This is a genomic window from Streptomyces albicerus, assembly GCF_008905045.1.
In the GTDB taxonomy this organism is placed as follows: Bacteria; Actinomycetota; Actinomycetes; order Streptomycetales; family Streptomycetaceae; genus Streptomyces; species Streptomyces albicerus.
Map to the genome: position 1 here is coordinate 1 of NZ_VWMY01000006.1, position 18,167 is coordinate 18,167.

17 protein-coding genes are annotated in these 18,167 nt (G+C 71.8%); 4 read left to right on the plus strand and 13 right to left on the minus strand.

Features of this window, described 5'->3' with window-relative positions:
* Positions 1 to 262 precede the first annotated feature (262 nt).
* A complete protein-coding gene (locus tag GAS53_RS06300; RefSeq protein ID WP_151476445.1) occupies positions 263 to 442 on the plus strand; it encodes a hypothetical protein in 180 nt (59 codons plus the stop codon).
* Positions 443 to 560: 118 nt separating this feature from the next.
* Here the strand turns inward: GAS53_RS06300 and GAS53_RS06305 are convergent, their stop codons facing one another.
* The 7 genes from GAS53_RS06305 to GAS53_RS06335 all read right to left on the minus strand — a co-directional run bounded on the left by GAS53_RS06305 (position 561) and on the right by GAS53_RS06335 (position 6,684).
* Complete coding sequence (locus GAS53_RS06305) at positions 561 to 1,643, minus strand: hypothetical protein (protein WP_151476446.1); 1,083 nt, start codon at positions 1,641 to 1,643, stop codon at positions 561 to 563.
* A 186-nt stretch (positions 1,644 to 1,829) separates the two neighbouring features.
* The gene (locus tag GAS53_RS06310) at positions 1,830 to 2,081 is read right to left on the minus strand and encodes a hypothetical protein (protein WP_151476447.1); all 252 of its coding nucleotides are present in this window, start codon (positions 2,079 to 2,081) and stop codon (positions 1,830 to 1,832) included.
* Between the two features lie 48 nt (positions 2,082 to 2,129).
* Positions 2,130 to 2,543 (minus strand): DNA-binding protein, encoded by a 414-nt coding sequence (locus GAS53_RS06315; protein ID WP_151476448.1) that lies wholly within the window; start codon positions 2,541 to 2,543, stop codon positions 2,130 to 2,132.
* Entirely contained in the window at positions 2,525 to 2,809 is a 285-nt protein-coding gene (locus tag GAS53_RS06320) for a hypothetical protein (RefSeq protein WP_151476449.1), read from the minus strand. The genes GAS53_RS06315 and GAS53_RS06320 overlap by 19 nt, the downstream gene beginning before the upstream one ends.
* Before the next feature lie 64 nt (positions 2,810 to 2,873).
* Positions 2,874 to 3,926 (minus strand): ABC transporter ATP-binding protein, encoded by a 1,053-nt coding sequence (locus GAS53_RS06325; protein ID WP_192582991.1) that lies wholly within the window; start codon positions 3,924 to 3,926, stop codon positions 2,874 to 2,876.
* Positions 3,923 to 5,629 carry an ABC transporter permease gene (locus tag GAS53_RS06330; protein WP_404829178.1) on the minus strand — a complete coding sequence of 569 codons (1,707 nt, stop codon included), beginning with the start codon at positions 5,627 to 5,629 and terminating at the stop codon, positions 3,923 to 3,925. Before GAS53_RS06330 ends, GAS53_RS06325 begins: the two co-directional genes overlap by 4 nt.
* A 5-nt stretch (positions 5,630 to 5,634) precedes the next feature.
* Complete coding sequence (locus GAS53_RS06335; RefSeq protein WP_151476450.1) at positions 5,635 to 6,684, minus strand: iron ABC transporter substrate-binding protein; 1,050 nt, start codon at positions 6,682 to 6,684, stop codon at positions 5,635 to 5,637.
* A 358-nt stretch (positions 6,685 to 7,042) separates the two neighbouring features.
* On the opposite strand from GAS53_RS06335, the gene GAS53_RS06340 reads away from it, so the two are divergent.
* On the plus strand, positions 7,043 to 9,664 hold the full coding sequence (locus tag GAS53_RS06340; RefSeq protein ID WP_151476451.1) for an AMP-binding protein: 2,622 nt from the start codon (positions 7,043 to 7,045) through the stop codon (positions 9,662 to 9,664).
* A gap of 115 nt (positions 9,665 to 9,779) precedes the next feature.
* Here the strand turns inward: GAS53_RS06340 and GAS53_RS06345 are convergent, their stop codons facing one another.
* The 3 genes from GAS53_RS06345 to GAS53_RS06355 form a co-directional block, all read right to left on the minus strand.
* Positions 9,780 to 11,240, minus strand: a complete 1,461-nt coding sequence (locus GAS53_RS06345) for a glycoside hydrolase family 18 protein (protein WP_151476452.1) — start codon at positions 11,238 to 11,240, stop codon at positions 9,780 to 9,782.
* 111 nt (positions 11,241 to 11,351) lie between these two features.
* Positions 11,352 to 12,800 carry a sensor histidine kinase gene (locus tag GAS53_RS06350; RefSeq protein WP_151476453.1) on the minus strand — a complete coding sequence of 483 codons (1,449 nt, stop codon included), beginning with the start codon at positions 12,798 to 12,800 and terminating at the stop codon, positions 11,352 to 11,354.
* A complete protein-coding gene (locus GAS53_RS06355; RefSeq protein ID WP_151476454.1) occupies positions 12,797 to 13,510 on the minus strand; it encodes a response regulator transcription factor in 714 nt (237 codons plus the stop codon). The genes GAS53_RS06350 and GAS53_RS06355 overlap by 4 nt, the downstream gene beginning before the upstream one ends.
* A gap of 109 nt (positions 13,511 to 13,619) precedes the next feature.
* On the opposite strand from GAS53_RS06355, the gene GAS53_RS06360 reads away from it, so the two are divergent.
* A complete protein-coding gene (locus GAS53_RS06360; RefSeq protein WP_151476455.1) occupies positions 13,620 to 14,153 on the plus strand; it encodes a hypothetical protein in 534 nt (177 codons plus the stop codon).
* A gap of 89 nt (positions 14,154 to 14,242) precedes the next feature.
* Here the strand turns inward: GAS53_RS06360 and GAS53_RS06365 are convergent, their stop codons facing one another.
* Together GAS53_RS06365 and GAS53_RS06370 are read right to left on the minus strand one after the other, a co-directional pair.
* Positions 14,243 to 15,133, minus strand: coding sequence for a spermidine synthase (locus GAS53_RS06365; protein WP_151476456.1), 891 nt, complete (start codon positions 15,131 to 15,133; stop codon positions 14,243 to 14,245).
* Positions 15,134 to 15,269: 136 nt separating this feature from the next.
* On the minus strand, positions 15,270 to 15,692 hold the full coding sequence (locus GAS53_RS06370) for a hypothetical protein (protein ID WP_225858778.1): 423 nt from the start codon (positions 15,690 to 15,692) through the stop codon (positions 15,270 to 15,272).
* Positions 15,693 to 15,967: 275 nt separating this feature from the next.
* Here GAS53_RS06370 and GAS53_RS06375 point away from each other — a divergent pair, with 275 nt between their 5' ends.
* Positions 15,968 to 17,515, plus strand: coding sequence for a hypothetical protein (locus GAS53_RS06375; RefSeq protein WP_151476458.1), 1,548 nt, complete (start codon positions 15,968 to 15,970; stop codon positions 17,513 to 17,515).
* Between the two features lie 51 nt (positions 17,516 to 17,566).
* Here GAS53_RS06375 and GAS53_RS06380 read toward each other — a convergent pair whose 3' ends face one another.
* On the minus strand, positions 17,567 to 18,163 hold the full coding sequence (locus tag GAS53_RS06380) for a histidine phosphatase family protein (protein ID WP_151476459.1): 597 nt from the start codon (positions 18,161 to 18,163) through the stop codon (positions 17,567 to 17,569).
* Between the last annotated feature and the right edge of the window lie 4 nt (positions 18,164 to 18,167).

Genomic DNA, 18,167 nt, shown 5'->3' on the forward strand with positions numbered 1-18,167 from the left:
CCGGATCATCAAGGACAGGGGCAACGAGTCATACCGGCCCCGAAGGCCACGAGCCCCGAACCGGGCTCTACGAAGACGGTAATGGGCAACGGGGGACGGGGCGCGGCACGGTGAGGGGGGTGCCGCGCCCCGCACTCCGCGTACAGCCGATCGTTCGCGATCTTCGGCGGCATAACCCCAGAAACTGGACACGGTCCATCTGGAGCACCCGGCCAACTCCCTCTTCCCGCGGGATGGAGTCCAGCTCGTCGAGTACGCCAAAATGTTCGAGCGGCTCTGCGAGTTGGCCCTGGCTCCGGTCGATCCCGAATCGGCGCCGGAGACACACGAGTCACGCGACTCGCCGAGCGAGAGCGAACACCCGCACGAGATCACCACGACCACACCCCACGCCTTGGCGAACCTGCTCCACGCGGTCAAGGCCGGAGGCCTCCGTCACTGAGGCCCAGGTGTGCGAAGACGACGTCCCGTACGCGGAGGACGGCGTCGGGGTCGATCGCGGCGAGAACCGGGACGGCGTGGTGCCAGCCGTCCGGGGTGAGGGCTTCCGCGAGGAGAGCTCACGCTCGGGGGAGGTCTGCTCCGGACAGGGGTGGGAGCAGGAGAGAGGCCAGGCGGCGGCTGAGCGAAGCGACGTTGCGAAGGTCTTTGATGAGCGGAACGTCCGTGGAGTCACTGGGGATACAGGCGACATACGCGGCGACGTGGGCGAACATCTCCGAGCGTCCCTCTTCATCCGCTTTGCGCCGGGCGATGGTCTGGGCCGCCTCATAGTCACCGAGCGCGGCGTAGACAACGGCTGCAGAAGCGGTTCGGGAACCAGGCCCCACTCGTCCTTCGTACAGTGATACCGATGCGTCGATGAAGCGACGGGCGGCGGCCGGGTCGACGGTAGCGGTCAGCAGGCTGAGCAGCACCCTGTCGTCGTACTCCAGAGCTACGTCGGCGCACCCGTACTGACGGTGCAACACCTGCTTGATGCTGGTGGCGAGCTCGCTGTCGTGGGGCCCCACGACGACGAGGTGTTGTGCACGGCGCGATACGGATCCGCCGTACCTGCCCAAGAGCGCCTCTCCCACCAGTCGGCCTGCCAGGTCCGGGTCGTGCGGCCACAGGCCCGCAGCCGTGGCTGTGCGGACGTGATCGCACTCAACCATGGTCAACCCGCGCCGGCTCAAGAGCCTCTCGAAGAGCTCCACAGCGCGATCCCTCGCGCCCGCGCACCCCAGCGCCTGGACGGCGGTCGTCACTGCGTCAGGGGGACCCAGGACGAAGTTCGCGAACGACAGGTCGGCCGCCTCTTCGGCGAGCCGCTGCGCCCGGTCCGGGTCGACGCGCGCGGCGGCCAGGGATACGACGGCACAGCCCCAGGCACGCGCCCCTTCGACGTCAGAGATGGCTGCCAGGAGTCGCTCTGCCTCATCGGGTCGCCCTGCGGTGGCGAGCGCACCCGAGAAGGTGGCGAGGCGTTCATGCTGGGTGTAGCTGACCGGTCCGCCCACGGGCTGATGCCAGTGCTCGGCCTCGTGGAGAAGCGGGAGCGACCGCTTCGGATCGCCGGCGACAAAGTGATCGGATAGGACGGCAAGTGCTTCCGCGCCAGCCCATCGGGGGCAGTCCGCCCCGGTGAGTAGGGCTTCCAACTGATCGGCCGCACCGGCTCCGGTAAGGAGCTCGGCGATTCGCGCGGTGGAGCCGTCGCCGTTGTCAGAGCTCCCGTAGAACGCCCAGGAATGTTCGAGAGCCGACCAGGCTTCGGTCGCCTCGCCCTGGCGAGCCCATCCTTCGGCGATCGCCAGCCAGGCGTCCCGATACCGGTCCCCCTCATCCTAGTGATCACCGAATTCCGGCATGGTTTCCGCGATCCGGCGGGCATCCACCATCCGGTTCGCGGCGACGAGCGCGTACACGGCGCCATATGTCGCCCTCCCACCGACCGCGTGTCCGCGTCGGCCCAATTCGGCTGCGGCCAGCGAGGCCAGGAGCTTCGCATTGCGCGGGCGCGTCGCACGCAGGGCCTCCGCGGCGACTGCGGGGAGGTTCTCGAAGCCGCCCGCGTGACGTCGGGCGAACCAGACCACGGAGCCATGTCACAAGCCCCCACACCGCGCACCGGCCCACAGCGACGACTACACAGCGACGAGACGCACCCTGTCCCCGCAGAGTTTCGCCATGTCGTCGATGTCCGAGGTGAGCATGACCACCGGACGATGCTGCCGCAGCGCCATCTCGGCCACGGCGGCGTCGATCGCGTACTTGTGACCATGCAGTCCAGCACTGATCAGCATGTCCGACGCGGCCTTCGCCTCTTCGTCACCGATATGCACGATCCGGATGCCGGACAGCACCCAGGCGAGCCGCGCTCTGTCGGTCCGACGATGGACCGCTTCGATGAGGGTGAGCGCGCTGATGACCACCTCCATGCCCCTCTTCCGCGCCTCGGCAACAAGGGCCACGACTGGCTCGTGATCGCCGACGAGCTTGGACAGGCCTTCGCGGTCGAGGACGAGGGTGCCTTCGTGGCTCAGCTTGCGGCGGGCCACTGGCCCTCCTCGGTGAACACCTCGTCGAAGACACGACGAGCCCGCTCTTGTTCCTGCTCGGAGATGGGTCCCTGGCGGTGCTCGTAATCGGCCAGGTACTCATCCAGGATCTGGCCGCGCAGTTCACGCTCCACCGCCTCGGTGATGAACGCGGAGAACTCACGCTTGCCGACCCGCTGACGGATCGCCTCGGCCGTCCCCTCCGGGAGCGAGAGGCTGACCCTGGTGGCGGGCCCTTCGCCGATGCTGTACGGAGTCTCACCCATGCGGCAAGATTATCAAACGAGTAGGAATCCCGTCGCGCCGCAGCTCCCAGCCGACGAACCATCCCTACGGATGCAGCGACCCCTCGCCCACCACCCGGATCCCCGTCTCCTCCCCCGGCCGGACCGACAGCGGTCCCGCGACCCGGATGCCGACCGGGTCACCGTGTCCGTCGACGGACACGGTGACCATGGCGTCGTGGCCGTAGAAGCGCACGTCGGTCACCGTGCCCCGCACCGCGCCCGTCGTGCCCGGGCCGGTCAGCCGGAGCTGTTCCGGGCGGAGCAGGACCGTGCCGGTGCGGGGGCCGTCGGAGGGGGCGGCGAGGGGTACTGAGCCGAGCGCGGTGCGGGCCGTGCCGTCGGCGTGCACGGCGGCGGGGAGCAGGACGGCGTCGCCGACGAAACCGGCGACCCAGGGGTCGGCGGGGTGGCGGTAGAGGTCCTGTGGAGTGGCGCACTGGACGACACGGCCGTCGCGGACGACGGCGACGACGTCGGCGGTGGACAGGGCCTCCTGCTGGTCGTGGGTGACGAGGACGGCTGTCGCGCCCGTCGCGCGCAGCGCGGCCCGCACATCCGCCCGTACCCCCGCTCGCAGCGCGCTGTCGAGGGCGTTGAACGGCTCGTCCAGCAGCACCAGTCGGGGGCGCGGGGCCAGTGCCCTGGCCAGGGCGACGCGCTGCTGCTGGCCACCCGACAGCTCGTGCGGCATACGGTCGCCGTAGCCCGCCAGACCGACCAGATCCAGCATGTCCTCCGTGCGTCGGCGTCGCTCGGCCCGGTCCACGCCCGTCAGGCCGAAGGCCACATTGCGCGCCACGCTCAGGTGCGGAAAGAGCGCGCCCTCCTGCGGCACGATGCCGACGGAGCGTCGCTCGGGCGGAAGATGGGTGCCCGGACCGGTCAGCACCCGGTCGCCCACCCGGACCGTGCCCGCGTCGGCGCGCAGGAAGCCCGCGACGATACGCAGCAGCGTGGTCTTCCCGCAGCCGGAGGGTCCGAGGACGGCGGCCAACGCACCCGCCGGGACCGTGAGTCCGAGTCCGCGCAGGACCGGCTCCCCGGCTCCGTAGGACTTGGTGAGCCCTTCGACGTGCAGTTCGTGCAGTTCGTTCATGTGCGGTGCCTGCCTAGGAGGTACGACGGGACGGCGGCCAGCAGGATCAGCGCGGCGGCGTAGGGGGCCGCGGCCGCGAAGGATCCGGCGCCCGTCTCGGTCCAGAGCCGGGTGGCGAGGGTGTCCATGCCGGTGGGGCGCAGGAGGAGGGTGGCGGGCAGTTCCTTCATGCAGACCACGAAGGTGAGCGCGGCGCCGGCCGCCACTCCGGGCGCGGCCAGCGGCACGGTGACCTCGCGCAGGACCTGCCACGGCCGCCGCCCCAGCGACCGGGCCACGTCCTCGAGGGCGGGCGGCGCCTGGAGCACGGCGGCCCGGGTGGCGGCCACCGCGACCGGCAGGAAGAGGACCGCGTACGCGCCGACCAGCAGCGGGAGTTGCTGGTAGAGCGGGTACGCGTACCGGACCGCGAAGAAGACCAGCGACAGCGCGACCGTGATGCCGGGCAGCGCGTGGCCCGCGTACGACGCCTGTTCCAGGAGTCGCGCGCCGCGCCCCCGGTGCCGGGCGGCGATCACCCCGACCGGCAGGGCGAGGGCAGTGGTGAGGGCGGCTCCGGCTGCCGCGACTCCGAGGGTGGCCCAGGCCGTGTCCGCGAGCCCGCCCAGGTCCCAGGTGGCCGAGGTGCCGGCGGCCAGCCAGTACCCGAGGGTGCCGAGCGGGAAGGCGACGGCCACGGCCGCCACCGCCCCGCACCACAGCAGTGCGAGCGGCCGCCACCGGCCCAGGGGGAGCGGAACTGCCGGGCGTGCGGTGCCCGTTCCGGTCCTGGTGTGTCCGGCGCGTCCGCGTGTACGGGCCTCGGCGGCGACCAGCGCCACCGTCATCACCACCAGCACCACGCTGAGCGCGGCGGCGGGCGTGCGGTCGAAGGAGGCGCGGTACGAGGTGTGGATGGCCCGGGTGAAGGTGTCGTACCGCATCAGCGAGACCGCGCCGAAGTCGGAGAGCACGTACAGCGCGACGAGCAGCGCCCCGCCCGCGGCCGCCGGTCGCAGTTGGGGCAGGGTGACCCGGAGGAAGGTGCGCAGCGGCCCGTATCCGAGGGAGCGCGCGGCCTCCTCCTGCGCCGGGTCGATGCCGCGCAGCGCTGCGGCGACCGGCAGTTGGACGTACGGGAAGCTGACCAGGGTCAGCGCCAGCGCGGCTCCGCCGAACCCGGCGAGCCCCGGCTCGGCGGACAGCCAGGCGAACGCGGCGACATAGCTGGGCACGGCCAGCGGCAGCGTGGCCAGCACCGACCAGGCGCGGGCGCCGGGCAGGGCGGTGCGCACCGTCAGCCAGGCCAGCGAGACGCCCAGCACCAGGCAGGCCGCCACGACGGCGGCCGTGAGGCCGAGGCTGCGGCCGAGGAGCTGGAGGGTGCGTTCGTCGGCGACGATCTCCCACGCGTAACCCGGGCCGCGTTCGAGGGCGCGGACGGCGAGGTAGCCGAGCGGGAGCAGGGCGAGGACAGCGGCGGCGCAGGCGGGGATGACGAGGACCAGCGGCGGTCTCCGGCCGGCCGGCTCGCCTGCCGTACACGATTTCCGCCCGGCCGCCGTACGGAACAGCCGTGGCCCGCGGCCGCCGCCCCCTCCAGGAGTACTGACGCGCTCGCGTCCGGCCGGAGCGGACGCTCCGGCCGGACGCGACGCGGACTCTGCTGACGCGGACCCCGATGTCCCGAACTCCGGTGACTCGGATTCCGGTGGTGTGTGCACGGCCGTCAGACCAGTCCGACGTCCTGGAGCATGGCCTGGGTCTCCTGGACGGACTCCAGCTTGCCCAGGTCGATGTCGGGGGCCTCGAGGGAGTCGAGCGGCGGCAGGTCCTCGACGGTGCTCGTGACGCCCGCGGCCAGCGGGTACTCCTTGGTCTTGTCGGCGAAGTAGGTCTGCGCCTCCTTCGACAGCAGGAAGTCGACGGCCTTCTGGGCGGTGGCGCTCTGCCCGCTGTCCTTGAGGATGCCCGCCCCGGCGACGTTGATCAGCGCGCCGGGGTCCTTGCCGGGCAGGAAGTGCAGCCTGGAACCGACCTTTTCCTCGCCCTTCTCGGCGACCCGCTCGTACCAGTAGTAGTGGTTGACCAGCCCGAGGGAGACCTCGCCGGCCTCGACGGCGTCAAGGGTGGCGAGGTTGTGCGCGTAGGTCTTGGCGCCGTTGTCCTTCAGCGCCTTCAGCCACTCGCGGGTGGCGTCGTCGCCCTCCAGGACGCGCATGCCGGTGACGAAGGCCTGGAAGGAGGCGTTGGTGGGCGCGATGCCGACCTTGTCCTTCCACTCCGGCTTCACCACGTCGTGGACGCTGTCCGGGACCTTGTCCTCGGTGACCTTGTCCGGGTTGTACGCGATGACGCGGACGCGCCCGGAGAGGCCGATCCAGTCGCCCTCGCCGCCCCGGTAGGCCGTGTCCACCTCGTCGAGGGTGGCCTGGGGCAGCTTCTGGAGCATGCCCTCCTTGGAGAGGGCGCCGAGGGCCCCGGCGTCCTGGGAGAAGAAGAGTCCGGCCTTGGTGCGGTCGCCCTCCTCCAGGATCTGGGCGGCCAGTTCGGCGCTGTCGCCGTAGCGCACCTCGACCTTGGCGCCGACCGCCTTCTCCAGCTTGTCCAGGAGCGGCTTGACCAGCTTCTCGTTGCGGCCGGAGTAGATGACGAGGGCGGAGTCGCCGCCGTCCCCCGAACCGCCGCTGTCGTCGTCGGAGCCGCAGGCGGCGAGGGCAGGGAGAAGCAAACCAGCCGCGACGAACGCGGTGATCCGGCGAGCCGAGGGGCGTCGCATGGTGAGGAACCTTCCTGCGTGGCTCGCCTTTACGCCGCGGTCGCGTCGTCGGTCAGCAAGCGGCGAATCGATACTTTCAAGCCAACTGTGAACATGCTATGAATAAGGTAAAGCTTGCCTAAGCGTCAAGGGATCTGTGTTACCGGCGGACGCTGCCACGGAAAGGGCGCGCCCCGTGATACATCCCTCTGGTCCCCTCCGGGTCCCGGCCACCGTCCGCCCCCCGCGCCCCACCACGTCGCTTCGGCCCACACCGCTTCCGTCTCCATCGCTTCCGCCTTCATCGCTTCCGTCGGGGTCGCTTCCGTCCACGTCGCTTCCGCTCGCGAAACCGCCCGTACGGCCGCACGCGCACGGCGTGCCCTTCGCACGCGACCTCGCGGTGTACGGCGACCGCGTCGCCCTCCACACGCCGACCGGCGCACTCACCTACCGCGCACTCGCCGACCGGGTCGCCGCCACCGCCGAACGCCTCGGCCCCGCCCGCCGGCTGGTGCTGCTGGCCGGCGCCAACCGGGCCGACGCCCTCGTCGTCCACCTCGCGGCCCTCTCCGCCGGCCACCCCGTCCTGCTCGTCCCGGGCGACAGCGACAGCACGGTCCGCTCGCTGACCACCGCGTACGACCCGGACGTCGTGGCCCGGCCGGACGCGGACGGCAGCTGGACCCTCGAGGAACGGCGGCGGCACCCGGGGAGCGCCCACACCCTCCACCCCGACCTCGCGCTGCTGCTGAGCACCTCCGGTTCGACCGGCTCACCCAAACTGGTGCGGCTCTCGCACGAGAACCTGCAGGCCAACGCCGAGTCCATCGCCACGTACCTCGGCATCTCCGACACCGACCGCGCGGCCACGACCCTCCCGCCGCACTACTGCTTCGGTCTGTCGGTCATCCACAGCCACCTGCTGCGCGGCGCCGGCCTGATCCTCACCGAGCGTTCGGTGTCGGAGGCTGCCTTCTGGCAGGAGTTCCGCGCCGCGCGAGGCACCTCCCTGGCGGGCGTGCCGTACACCTTCGACCTGCTCGACCGGGTCGGCTTCGAACGGATGGAGCTGCCGCACCTGCGCCGCGTCACCCAGGCGGGGGGCCGCCTGGCGCCGGAACGCGTGCGGCGCTACGCCGAGTTGGGGCGCCGTTCCGGCTGGGAGCTGTTCGTCATGTACGGGCAGACCGAGGCGACGGCCCGCATGGCCTACCTGCCACCGCACCTCGCCGCCGAGCGCCCGGAGGCCGTCGGCGTACCGATCCCGGGCGGCTCCTTCCGACTGGCCCCCGTGGACGGCCCGGACGACGACGGCCCGGACGACCACGGTCCCGAGGTCGGCGAACTCGTCTACTCCGGGCCGAACGTGATGCTCGGTTACGCCGAGAGCCCCACCGACCTCGCCCTCGGCCGCACCGTCCGGGAACTGCACACGGGCGACCTGGCCCGGCGCGCACCCGACGGGCTGTACGAGATAGTCGGCCGCCGCAGCCGCTTCGCGAAGATCCTCGGCCTGCGGATCGACCCGCAGCGCGTCGAGGCGTTGCTGGAGCAGCATGGGGTGAGGGCGTACTGCGCGGGCGACGGGGACGCCCTGGCGGTGGCCGCGCTCGGCGACGCGGGCGAGGAGGCGCAGGCCCGGCTTCGGCGGCTGGTCGCCCAGGAGTGCGGACTCCCGGCCCGTGCGGTCCGGGTCCTGGCCCTCCCCGAACTCCCGCGGCTCGCCACGGGCAAGCCCGACTACGAGGCCGTACGACGACTGACGCGCCCGGCGCCGGAGGAAGCAGCCGGGCCCACTGGGGATCTGTGCCGGCTCTACGCCGAGATCCTCGACCGCACCGGCGTCACCGAGGACAGCAGCTTTGTGAGCCTCAGCGGCGACTCGCTCTGCTACGTCGAGATGTCGCTGCGGCTGGAGGAGGCGCTGGGCGGTCTGCCCACCGACTGGCACACGAGACCGATCCGCGAACTGCGGTCCGCGACGGTGTCTCCGCCGGCTGCACAAGCGCCCCTGGTGACAGCGGAAGCAACGGAACGTACGGCTCGTCGGCCCTGGCGGTCTCCGGCATCATCACCCCGATCCCGGAGCGTCCGGCGCTCCCTCGAAACCGGCATCGCCCTGCGCGCCATCGGCATCGTCCTGATCGTCGGCTCCCACATCCCGGTCTTCTCGGTCCAGGGCGCCGCCCACGTACTCCTCGGCGTCGCGGGCTACAACTTCGCCCGCTTCCAGCTGACCGGGGCCGAACGCCGGGAGCGCGTACGGCACTTGTGGCGCAGCATCGCCCGCATCGCCGTGCCCAGCATGGTGTGGATCACCTGCGCGGTGATGCTGACCGGCCTGTACGACCCGGCCAACGCCCTGCTCCTCAACAGCCTCCTCGACCAGGGCACCGAACGCCACGAGTGGCACTACTGGTTCGTGGAGGCCCTGGTCTACGTCCTGGTCGCCCTGTGCGTGCTCATGACCGTCCCGCTGCTGGACAGGCTGGAGCGGCGGTACGCGTTCGGGGTGCCGCTGGCCCTGATGGGGATCGGGCTGATCGGCCGGTACGACCAGCTGGGGCTGGCGCCGGCCCGCTTCCACCTGGGGCCCACCGTGGTCTTCTGGCTGTTCGCGCTGGGGTGGGCGGCCGCGCGGGCGACCACCGTGCGGCAGCGGTCGCTGCTGACCGCGGCGCTCCTGCTCACCGTGCCCGGACTGTTCCCCGACCAGCCACTGCGCACGGCGCTCGTGGCGGCCGGGCTGACGCTGCTGATCTGGGTGCCGACACTGCCCAGCCTGGGCTCGCTCAACCGGGTCGCCGGGGTGCTGGCGAGCAGCTCGCTCTACATCTACCTGACGCACTTCCAGGTCTACCCCCATCTCCGGGACGACTTCCCGCTCCTGGCCCTCTTCGCTTCGCTGGCGGTGGGCATCGGGTACGCGACCGTGGCGACCCGAGCGATGCGGTGGCGCCCCGGCCGGGTGGGGGGAAGGGCCGGCCGGGGCGCGTAACCCCCGTGCGGAGGTGGCTGTGTGCAGGACTCACGCGTGGGGTCGCTCGTAGAGCCGCTCGCGGGCTGCTTGTACGCGCCGCGCTCGCGGGCTGCTTGTACGCGGCGCTCGCGGGCTACCTGTATGTGGCGAAGGCCTTCGAGAAGGCGTGCCCGTCCTGGAGGATCGAGCTGCACGTCGCGTCGGCCGAGGGCTTGGTGCCGCCGGGGCACTGCTTGTCCCGGGTGGCGGACCACATGGAGAGCCAGCCGAGGCCCTTGGACTCGGCGAAGTTCACGAGCTGGGCGGCGTCGTCGACCTTGAAGATCTCCGTCGTCACGTCGTTGACGCCGATCATCGGGGTGACGGCGACCGTCTTCCAGGCGGCGGACTCGGACAGTCCCAGAACTCCCTTGATCTGAGCCTGCGTTGCCGTGGCGGCCTGTTCGGCGTAGGTGCCCATGTCGCCGCTGTACGCCGGGCCGTAGTCCATCGCCATGATGTTGACGGTGTCGATGCCGACGCCGTTCGACTTGGCATTGGAGAGGAGGTTCACGCCGTCCTGGGTGAGGCCCTCGGGCATGACGGGCAGGGTGAACGAGACGTCCAGGCCGGGGTGTTCCTGCTGGAGCTCGGCTATCGCCTTCGCCCGGCGCGTGTTCGCCGCCGTGTCCGGGAGCGCACCGCCCTCCACGTCGAAGTCGACCTTGGTGAGCTTGTACGCGTCCACCACCTTGCCGTACGCCGCCGCCAGGGCGTCCGCCGACGAGCAGTTCAGCGCCAGCTCCGAGCCCGCCGCGCCGCCGAAGGACACGCGGACGTCGCCGCCCTTGGCACGCAGGTCACCGATCTGCGCGGCCACCGCGTCGCTGCCGAGGTCCGTCACACCGCCCCACTTGGGGGTGCAACCGCCGCCGTCCGTGACGAAGGCGAGGTTGTAGTCCTTCACGCCGGTGGCCTCGGCCGTGGCGAGCAGGTCGAAGGCGGGGTAGAGGGAGGTGTCGACGTAGGGCGCGAAGCCGGCGGTGGCAGGGGTGCCACCGCCGGTGGACTCGGAGGGCGACGGGGTGGGGCTGGAACTCTGGGTGGGCGTGGCCGTCGGGGTCGGAGTCGCGGTGGGTGCCTGTGTGGGGGCCTGCGTCGGGCGGCCGGTCGGCTCGGGGGTCGCGCCGTCGTCCACCGAGCACTTGGCGTTGTCGATGAGACAGCCGGTCGGGTTGCCGGAGCCGTTCACCACGAAGCCGACCGTCACCGATTCGCCTTTCGCCAGCCCGTCCTTGTCCCAGGCCGGCGGCTGCACGGTGACATGCCGGCCGCTCACGCTCGACTCTCCGTTCCAGAGCGAGCCGAGCCTGGCGCCGGACGGCAGGTCGAACTCCAGCGTCCAGTCGGCCTTCGCCCCACCGCTGTCGTTCGTGATGACGTACTGGGCGGTGTAGCCCGTCGACCAGTCGCTGGTCCTGGTGTACGCGGCGCCGACCCCGGCCGCCTGCGCGGTCCCGGAGAACGCGAAGGCTCCACCGCCGACCACGGCCGCGGCGACCACGCCACCTACCGCCTTGCTTCTGCCACTGACCTTGCGCCGGTGCGTGCTCATCGCGTGCCTGCCTTCGGTGTTCACGAGGGGGGTGGATGCGGCAGCACGCTAGCGAGGCCGAACCGGGCAATCTGCCCGATCCGGACGGGGGTTGGGGATCTTAGGGTGCGCTTAAGGAAGGGATCGGGACCGGTTAAAGGTCGAGACCAATTTGGTGTTTCTGCGACGCCGTACCGTCGCGCCCCGATGTCCCCGCCGCACCGGCTCGCGCCCGTCCAGCTGGATCCAGATCCGGACCTCGGTCCCGCCCAGGACGGAACGCCCGATCCGTACGTCCCCGCCCGTCGACTCCGCGAGCCGGCGCACGATGTCGAGCCCAAGCCCGGTGGAGCCGTCGCTGCCGGAGCCGCGGCCCCGTGCCATCGCCGCCTCGGGGTCCGCGATCCCCGGGCCCGCGTCCGACACCAGGACGATCACCGCGTCCTCGCCGTTGTGCACGTCGACCGCGAAGGCCGTGCCCTCGGCCGTGTGCCGGAACACGTTCCCCAGCAGCGCGTCGAGCGCGGCCACCAGCTCGGCGCGGGCCACGGGTATGCGTACGGGCCGGTCGACCCCGGCCACCCGCACCTTGCGCCCCTCGTCCTCCGCGAGCGCCGACCAGAAGTCCATCCGCTCGCGGACGACCTCGGCCGCGTCGCACCCGCCGCCGACGCCTATCGCCGCGGTCTGCGGCTTGGCGTCACGGGCCGTCCGGATGATCGTGTCGACCTCGCGCTCCAACTGCGCGACCGCGGCCCGGGTCTGCTCGGCGGCCGGCCCGTCGCCCAGCGAGGCCGCGTTCAGCCGCAGCACCGTCAGCGGCGTACGCAGCCGGTGTGAGAGGTCGGCCGCCAACTCCCGCTCGTTCGCCAGCAGTTGGACGACCTGGTCGGCCATCGAGTTGAAGGCGACCGCCGCCAGCCGCAGTTCGGTCGGCCCTTCCTCGGGCACCCGGGCGCCCAGCTTCCCCTCCCCCAGCTCGTGCGCGCTCTCCACCAGGCGCTGCGCGGGCTGCACCATCCGTACGCCGAGCCGGTCGGCCACCGCGACCGAGCCGACGATGAGCGCGACGCCCACCCCGGCGAGTACGGCCCAGGCTGTGGCCACGCCGTTGGTGACCTCCGACTCGGGGACGTACACCTCGACGACCGCGATCTCGCCCGAGCTGAGCGCGACGGGCTGGAGCAGCGTGGAGCCGCCGGGGACCTCGGTGGTGGAGGCCCGGCCCAGCTTCCGGGTCGTGGCGATGTCCTCGTCCGCGGCACGCTGCCGCCCGATGTCGACCGCCTGCGCGTCGGCGGCCGCGCCCTCGCTCGCGCTGTCGCCCTCGCCCGCGCTGTCGCTCGCGGGTATGTGCACGGCCATCCCCGCGTCCGAGCCGGCGGAGGCGACGACCCGCTCCAGCTGGTCCCGGTCGGTGGTGATGGAGAGCGCGGGAGCGATGGCCGCGGCCTCCCGCTCGGCGTTCGAGAACGCCCGGTCCCTGGCCATCTCCCTGATCACGAGCCCGAGCGGGACCGCGAAGGCCACCACGACCATCGTGGTGACGGCCACACAGACCTTGACCAGCGCCCACCTCATCGCGGTGGCTCCGTGCCCGTCGGCCCCGGCGGCTCCAGCTTCACCCCGACCCCGCGCAGGGTGTGCAGATAGCGCGGCCGGGCCGCCGTCTCGCCCAGCTTCCGCCGCAGCCAGGACAGATGGACGTCGATGGTCTGGTCGTCGCCGTACGACTGCTGCCACACCTCGGCGAGCAGCTCCTTGCGCGCCACGACGACCCCGGCCCGCCCGGCGAGGAAGGCCAGCAGGTCGAACTCGCGCCGGGTCAGATCGAGACGTACGCCGTCCAGCTCGGCCTGGCGGCGCAGCGGGTCGATGGACAGGCCGCCGACCCGGATCTCCGGCGACGGCGGGGCGTCCCCGGCCGAGGACCGGGCGCGGCGCAGCACCGCCGACATCCGCGCCGACAGGTGCTCGACCGAGAACGGTTTCGTCAGGTAGTCGTCCGCCCCGTCGTTCAGCAGCCGGACGATCTCCGTCTCGTCGTCCCTCGCGGTCGCGACGATCACGGGCACGTCGGTGATGCCGCGCAGCATCTTCAACGCCTCCGACCCGTCCAGGTCGGGCAGGCCGAGATCCAGGATCACGACGTCGAAACGGAAATGGGCGACCTCGCGCAGCGCCTCAAGCGCGGTGCCGACACTGCGCACCGTGTGCGCGGCCTCGGTCAGATGCCGGATGAGGGCCGAGCGTACGAACTGGTCGTCCTCGACCACGAGCACACTTGCCATGGCCCGCACCGTACGCCATACGAGAGAGGCAGGTCCGAGCCTGTGGACAACTGCCCGCGCGGCCCTCACACGGGACACGTGTGGGGCGCGTGGGGCAGTATGGCCCGCGATGCGCAGAGGACTCGTACACGGTTTGGCATGGTCGCTCGCCACGGGCGCGGCGGTCACGCTGTCGTGGTGGGGTGTGCACACGGTGATGACGGGGACGGCCTACGATCCGCCGCGGGCGCTTCCCATCACGGCGGAGGGGGCGACCGCCCAGGGGGCGAAGCCGCTCGCTTCTTCGACGAGTCGGCCCGAGCGCGAGACCGATCCCGAGCCCGAGCCGTCGAAGAGCCGCAAGCCGGGTACGAGCCCTTCGCCCTCGAAGCCTGCGAGCCCGAGCCCGAGTCCCACGCCGAGTGCGGGCGCCTCCGCCTCCGGCGAGGTGAAGAGTTACGACACCGAAGGTGGGCGGGTCGTTTTCGACCTCGGCGAGACTTCGGCGTCGCTGGTGTCCGCGACGCCCGCGTCGGGATGGTCCATGCAGGTGTGGAAGACCGAGACCTGGATTCGGGTGGAGTTCTCGTCGGGGGCGGATCGGGTTTCGGTGTTCTGTACGTGGCACGACTCGGCGCCGCGGGTCGATATCAACGATTACTGAGTTCCGGCCCGGTGGTGATCCGCGAGTCCGTTGTGGCTAGTCGCGCCGTTCCCCGCGCCCCTAGAAGGGGCACCACTGTCGGAGCAGTTTCAACGGAACACCGATGGTGGGGGTGCCGGTGACGCCACCGCCATTGCGTCCGTGACCGGCAGGGCTCCGCCGGTGAAGTCCCGTAGCCCCTTGCCGTGTTCGACCCTCGCCGGGTGCGGGTCGGAGGCCGCGCGGCGGGTCAGTTCGAGGATGGGCAGTGGCAGGTCGGACCCGATCAGGACGGCGTTGCCGAAGCGCTTGCCGCGTAGGACCGTCGGGTCGGCGACGAGGGCCAGTTCGGGGAAGACGCCGGCGGCGGTCGCGATCTGGCCGCGGAGATGTGCGAGGGGCGGGCCGTCGGCGAGGTTGGCGGCGTACAGGCCACCAGCCTTGACGACCCTGCGTACGTCGGTGAGGAATTCGCCGGACGTCAGGTGCGCGGGCGTCCGCGCCCCGCTGAAGACGTCCGCGATGACGAGGTCCGCCCAGTCGTCCGGCACCTTGGCGAGCCCTTCACGGGCGTCGACGGACCGCACCCGGATCCGGGCGTTCGGGTCCAACGGCAGTTCACGGCGGACCAGTTGGACGAGGGCCGCGTCACGTTCGACGACCTGCTGGGTGGAGCGGGGGCGGGTGGCGGCCACGTAGCGGGCGAGGGTGAACGCGCCGCCGCCGAGGTGCACGACGTGTACGGGTTTGCCGGGCGGGGCGACGAGGTCGATGACATGGCCGAGGCGGCGTTGGTACTCGAAGCCCAGGTACGCGGGATCGTCGAGGTCGACATGCGACTGCGGGGCACCGTCGATGAGCAGCGTCCAGGCCCGCGCCCGTTCCCGGTCGGGCATCAGCTCGGCGAGCCCCCCGTCAACGCTCTCGACGACAGCCGACACGGCCCCACGTCTGTCACCCGCCCGTTTGTCGTCCGACCGTTTGTTCCGAGCCCTCGCCATCCGCCCATTATCCGCCCGAGCGAGTGAGCAGGCTCAGCGAGAGGCGCCCCTCAGGGGCGCGGGGAACTGCGCGACCAGCCCAATCCGACCCGCACACGACAAACAACCCCAAGCCCCCCGAACCCCCCGCCAAGCCTCAACGGCAGTTGTCCGCGGCCTCGATCAGACGAGCCGCCTCCCCCAGCGCGGCCCGCAGCACAGCCGGATCCGTGGCCAGATCCGCGTCCTCGGGCGGAAGCAGCCAGTCCGAGCCCTCCACAGGCGGCTCGGGCGCGAGACGAACACCTCGCCCGTCGGTCTGCGTACACGTACTGCCGGGGACATCCCAGGCGTCAGCCGTCCCCGGCGGCACCAGAAACCCGAGCGTGTCGCAGCTGTCGTCGTGCAGCACGGGCCCAACCGCCTCCGCGGAAGCACCCCGGCGCAGAATGTCGACGGCCTCCAGCCCCTGCCGAGCGGGAACGGTGACGAGATCGCAGGGGTCCTCGGCGTCCTCACCCCGCTCACCGCCGGACGGCACGAGCGGCGTACAGGGATCGACGCTCTGCCTGGTCTCCATCCTGGCCTCCACCACGGAACCCTCCTCGATCGAGCTCACCGCATGGTTCAACGCCCCACTTCGTCAACGGCTACGGCGAAACTCGGCCGCAAAGGATGGCAGTTCATGGCAGATCAGGGATGAGATATCCGGTTTGTAGCCAAACTCCGCGTGGTGCTCTCGTCACAGCGGGTACGTTCGTGCCCGCCGGAAACACAGGTGCGGCACGATCGCCGACATGATCAACTCGCCCTGATTCCGGCATGGTTCGACGGTTCGTGAGAGAGGGCCCGGCCATGACGTCGTCAACGATGACCTCGTCGTCCCAGTCACCTCGGCCGCCGCGGCCGAACCTCGCCTTCCGGCGGCTGCGCGGCCGGCGCTCGCCGGGCGAATTCGCCGCGGCGGTGCGGCGGGCCGCCCGGGAGATCGGCGAGCGGGTCAGCTGCGACGCGCGCTACATCGGGCGGGTCGAGGCGGGGGAGATCCGGTGTCCCAACTACGCGTACGAGCGGGTGTTCCTGCACATGTTCCCCGGCCGCACGCTGACCGACCTGGGCTTCGCGCCCCGCTCGACGGTACGCGGCCGGGGGGCGCGCACCACCGAGGAGGCGCCCGCCCCGCACACCACGAGCCCGTTGTCCGCCCCGTATGAGACGGACGGGGCGCACGGGCCGTATGACACCACGTACGGCCCACAAGACACGCACGACCCGCACTACCAGCACCACCCGTATGACCCGCACCACCCGCGTGATCCGCACCACCCGCATGATCCGTATGACCCGCATGAGATCGACGATCAGAACCACGAGGAGAGCGACGTGCAGCGTCGCGCATTCATGAGCGGCGGTACCGCCACAGTGGCGGCCGCCTCCCTGGGCCCTTTAGGGCTCGCTTTCGGCGGCGTCGCCGCGGCCGCGGACCGTTCCGTGCGCCGGCCCGGCGAGGCCGAGGCGGGGGCACTGGAAGAGGCCGTACGCAAGATCCGGCTACTGGACGACCGGCACGGCGCCGACGGGCTGTACCGGAGGGCGGCGGCTCCACTGCGGGCCGCGTACGCCCTGCTGGACGCCGGCGCGACGCGGCGGGCGACCGCCGAGCGGCTGCACACGGGGGCCGGTGAACTGGCCATCTCCGTGGGCTGGCTGGCGCACGACTCGGGGCGTTTCGACGACGCGCGCTCGCACTACGCGGAGGCGCTGGCGACCGCCCGGGTGGCCGGGGACCCGGCCCTGGAGGCGCACGCCTTCTGCAACACGTCCTTCCTCGCGCGTGACGCGGGGCGCCCGCGCGAGGCGGTGCGGGCGGCGCAGGCCGCGCAGTACGCGGCGCGTCCGCTGGGCTCGGCCCGGCTCCTGTCGCTGCTCGCGCTGCGCGAGGCGGGCGGCTGGGCGGGGCTCGCCGACCGCACGGGCTGCGAGCAGGCCCTGGCCCGCGCGCAGGCGCTGTACGGCCGCGGTCCCTGTGACGCCGATCCGGAGTGGATGAGCTTCTACGGAGACGCCGAGTTGGCGGGCCTGGAGGCGCAGTGCTGGTCGACGCTGGGCGACTGGCCGCGCGCGGCCCACCAGGCGCGGCGCGCCGCCCAGCTCCAGGACCCGCACTTCACCCGCAACCTCGCGCTCTACACGGCCGAGCTCGCCGACGACCTGGCCCGCGCCGGGCACCCCGACGAGGCCGCCGCGGCCGGACTGCGCGTCCTGGACCTGCTGGACGAGGTCCAGTCGTCCCGGGTGCAGACGATGCTGGCGGGCACGGCCCGCGTACTGCTGCCGCACCGCCGCGCGTCGGGGGTGTCGGACTTCCTGGAACGGCACGGGGCACTGCCGCGATCGGCGTAGCGGGCGGGCGACGGGCGTGGGGGCGGGGCTACTACAGGGGTACCGGCGGGGTTACGCGGTCAGGTGGCCGCAATCGTTCCAGGTCTCGATGGCGGGCTCTCCGTAGGCCCAGCCCAGGATCGAGAGGGACGTCGGGTTGAGGCGGACACGGGCCGCGAAGTCGATGTCCAGGCCGAGCCAGCGGGCGCCTATCGAACGCAGGATGTGGCCATGGGCGAAGACCAGCACGTCACGGTCGGCGGAGCGGGCCCACTCGACCACCTCGTCCGCGCGCGCGGAGACCTCGGCGAGGGTCTCGCCCCGGGGCACCCCGTCCCGCCAGATCAGCCAGCCGGCACGGCCCGCCTGGATCTCGTCGGGGGTCATGCCCTCGTACGCGCCGTAGTCCCACTCCATGAGCGTGTCCCAGGTGGTCGCCCGGTCGCCGAACCCGGCGAGTTCGCACGTCTCACGCGCGCGTGCCAGCGGACTCGTGCGCACCTCGACTCCGGGGAGCCCGTCCAGCGGCGCCCTGTGCAGCCGCTCGCCGAGCAGTTTGGCGCCGCGCCGGCCCTCTTCCAGGAGCGGGATGTCGGTCCTGCCGGTGTGCTTGCCGGACAGCGACCATTCCGTCTGTCCGTGCCGGGCCAGCAGGATGCGCGGTGCCATGGAG

Bases quoted from the DNA above. Each gene is read 5' to 3' on its own strand.
- GAS53_RS06300 (WP_151476445.1), top strand. From the start codon at position 263: ATGTTCGAGCGGCTCTGCGAGTTGGCCCTGGCTCCGGTCGATCCCGAA.
- GAS53_RS06320 (WP_151476449.1), bottom strand. From the start codon at position 2,809: ATGGGTGAGACTCCGTACAGCATCGGCGAAGGGCCCGCCACCAGGGTC.
- GAS53_RS06325 (WP_192582991.1), bottom strand. From the start codon at position 3,926: ATGAACGAACTGCACGAACTGCACGTCGAAGGGCTCACCAAGTCCTAC.
- GAS53_RS06335 (WP_151476450.1), bottom strand. From the start codon at position 6,684: ATGCGACGCCCCTCGGCTCGCCGGATCACCGCGTTCGTCGCGGCTGGT.
- GAS53_RS06345 (WP_151476452.1), bottom strand. From the start codon at position 11,240: ATGAGCACGCACCGGCGCAAGGTCAGTGGCAGAAGCAAGGCGGTAGGT.
- GAS53_RS06350 (WP_151476453.1), bottom strand. From the start codon at position 12,800: ATGAGGTGGGCGCTGGTCAAGGTCTGTGTGGCCGTCACCACGATGGTC.
- GAS53_RS06355 (WP_151476454.1), bottom strand. From the start codon at position 13,510: ATGGCAAGTGTGCTCGTGGTCGAGGACGACCAGTTCGTACGCTCGGCC.
- GAS53_RS06360 (WP_151476455.1), top strand. From the start codon at position 13,620: ATGCGCAGAGGACTCGTACACGGTTTGGCATGGTCGCTCGCCACGGGC.
- GAS53_RS06365 (WP_151476456.1), bottom strand. From the start codon at position 15,133: ATGGCGAGGGCTCGGAACAAACGGTCGGACGACAAACGGGCGGGTGAC.
- GAS53_RS06370 (WP_225858778.1), bottom strand. From the start codon at position 15,692: ATGGAGACCAGGCAGAGCGTCGATCCCTGTACGCCGCTCGTGCCGTCC.
- GAS53_RS06375 (WP_151476458.1), top strand. From the start codon at position 15,968: ATGACGTCGTCAACGATGACCTCGTCGTCCCAGTCACCTCGGCCGCCG.
- GAS53_RS06380 (WP_151476459.1), bottom strand. From the start codon at position 18,163: ATGGCACCGCGCATCCTGCTGGCCCGGCACGGACAGACGGAATGGTCG.